The sequence below is a fragment of the Streptomyces sp. NPDC047000 genome (assembly GCF_040644295.1).
In the GTDB taxonomy this organism is placed as follows: Bacteria; Actinomycetota; Actinomycetes; order Streptomycetales; family Streptomycetaceae; genus Streptomyces.
Genome location: NZ_JBEYWE010000076.1, coordinates 1 through 2207 on the forward strand (window position 1 = coordinate 1; position 2207 = coordinate 2207).

At 69.1% G+C, this 2207-nt stretch carries 2 protein-coding genes and 1 pseudogene; 2 read left to right on the forward strand and 1 reads right to left on the reverse strand.

All coding sequences use genetic code 11. The annotated features are described in order from the left end of the window. Nucleotides 1–204: pseudogene (locus tag ABZ862_RS38415) on the forward strand (hypothetical protein); the annotation flags it as partial. Between the two features lie 623 nt (nt 205–827). On the opposite strand, the gene ABZ862_RS38420 reads toward ABZ862_RS38415, so the two are convergent. Next, on the reverse strand, nt 828–1415 hold the full coding sequence (locus ABZ862_RS38420; RefSeq protein ID WP_360969258.1) for a TetR/AcrR family transcriptional regulator: 588 nt from the start codon (nt 1413–1415) through the stop codon (nt 828–830). Between the two features lie 82 nt (nt 1416–1497). Between ABZ862_RS38420 and ABZ862_RS38425 the strand changes: the two genes are divergently transcribed. Beyond that, nucleotides 1498–2207, forward strand: a 710-nt coding sequence (locus tag ABZ862_RS38425) for an SDR family oxidoreductase (RefSeq protein ID WP_360969260.1), incomplete at its 3' end; no start/stop codon positions are given.

The following is a 2207-nucleotide window of genomic DNA, read 5'->3' on the forward strand; positions in this document are numbered from 1 at the left end:
GTCATCGCCGGACGCGTGCGCTTCACCTCCGGGGACCGGGAGGAGGTGTACGAGGCCGGTGACGCGTTCTACCAGCCGCCGGGACACCGGCCGTACGTGGACTCCGGCACCGAGCTGCTGCAGTTCAGCCCGACCGAGGAACTTGCCAGGACCGAGCGGGCTGTCGAGGAGTGGATGAGCCGTCAGCAGGGCGGTACGCCGTAGGCCCGGCCGCAGCCGTATGCGGGTGAGCACAGAAGGGGTCGGCAGGCCGGCCGGACGACGAGACGGCCTGCTGCGCCTGCTACGATTGATCTTGAGCTGGTCAGCGGAAGTCATGCTGATCCGCGATGCGTTGGTGGTCCAAGGAAAGACGTCCCGCTTCCTGCGGGGAGATGCAGGTGCAAGGCCTGCCCGGCGCTCCGTGAAGACCCTGTCCCGCCTGGTGCGGGACAGGGTCTTTTTGCTGTCCGGAGGGGGTCCCGGCCATGTGGCCGTTGACACCCCCGGTCCTTGCAGAGAGAGACGTCCGTCTGCCGGCCCGGCCGACTGCGCCCGGGCCGTGCTCCTGCGTGCCCTGCTGTGCTGCACGCGGGGCTGGCAGGACCGAGTGGCTGTTACTCACGTTCGGGTGATGGCGGGAGCTGCGCCGGGGTGGCGCGGTGGGTGGCGGTCGGCAGGGCGGACATGGCGTCAATCTGACGTTACGTCAAAGTCGTTTCGAGGTGCATGCGAGGGTCGCGGCAATATGGGTGGTATGTAATCGGAAGCGCTCACGCTGATACCAGGGAACGCGACGCGACGGTGGTTTCCCGGGTGCTGTCGAAGGCGGTGGCGGGGCGTCGCCGTCAGGCGCGCCGCCCCTTGCCGGGGATCATGTCGACGAGCGTGTCGATGAGCCCGTCGGCGGAGACCTCGCCCCATTTCTCGTTGGGCAGCTGGCCGCTCGCCTCCATGCCGGCGATTCCGTTCGCGGCGCTGATGAGCAGGGCGCCGTATCGCCGGGCATCCTGCTCGCCGACCAGGTCGGCGACGATCGCGAGGAACTCGGTCTGGCTGCGCTCGGCCGCACGGGCCAGTGCCGTGGGATCACCGGGCGGGTTGCTGAACATCAGCTTGTAGAGGTGCGGCTGGGAGCGGCCGATGCCGATGAGCGCGATGATCCCGTTGCGCAGTTTCTCGGCGGTCGGCAAGCCGGGATTTGCGCGGAGGGCCTGCATCTGATCCCCGAGCCGGTCCCATGCCCGGGTGCCGATCGCGATCAGCAGACTCTCTTTGTCGGGGAAGTGGCGATAGGGCGCGCCGCGGGTCACTCCGGCTTTCGCCCCGACGGCGCGCAGCGTCACCGCTTCCAGGCCGCCGAGGTCGAGCAGGTCGGCTGCGGCGTCGAGCAGAGCGCGGCGGGTGGCGGCGGCGGTTTCGGCGCGGCTGGGCATGCCGGAAATCCTAGCGCTGCCGGGATGACAGGGTCACTCGAATCAGTTGACAACGTCATCCAGGCGCGGCAGGATCGCAAAGGTGACAACGTCATCTGAAACCCAGGAACTCGTCATCGTCACCGGCGCATCGACCGGCATGGGCGCGGCCACCGCGCGGGAGATGGCCCGCCGCGGATTCCACGTCCTCGCCGGCGTGCGACGCGACAGCGACGGCAAGGCCCTTCTCGCCGCCGGCATCGAACCGGTGATCCTCGACATCACCGACCAGGACCACATCAAGGCGCTGGTGGCACGTGTCGACGGCGACCCGCAGGGACGCGCCCTGCGGGCGCTGGTCAACAATGCCGGCCTCCCCATGGCCGGTCCCGTCGAAGCGGTGCCGCTCGAGGAATGGCGGCGCCTGTTCGAGGTGAACGTCTTCGGCCAGGTCGCGCTCATACAGGCTCTGCTTCCCGCGCTGGTGCGCAGCAAGGGCCGCATCGTCAACATCAGCTCACTGAACGGCAAGGTCTCCATGGCCGGCTACGGTGCGTACGCCGCCAGCAAGTTCGCCATGGAGGCGGTGAGCGACGCCCTGCGCAACGAACTCGCCCCGCACGGCGTGCAAGTGGTGATCGTCGAGCCGGGCGGCGTCCAGACCGAGATGGCCGGCACCGGCTTGGCGAACCTGAGCCACCTCAGCGCCCGAATGACCCCCGACCAGAACGCCCGCTACGGCGCCTTGACGCAGGCGCTGCCCTCCCACGTCGCCGCCTTCACCAAGGCCGGCGTGACCTCCGACACCGCGGC

Bases quoted from the DNA above. Each gene is read 5' to 3' on its own strand.
- ABZ862_RS38420 (WP_360969258.1), bottom strand. From the start codon at position 1,415: ATGCCCAGCCGCGCCGAAACCGCCGCCGCCACCCGCCGCGCTCTGCTC.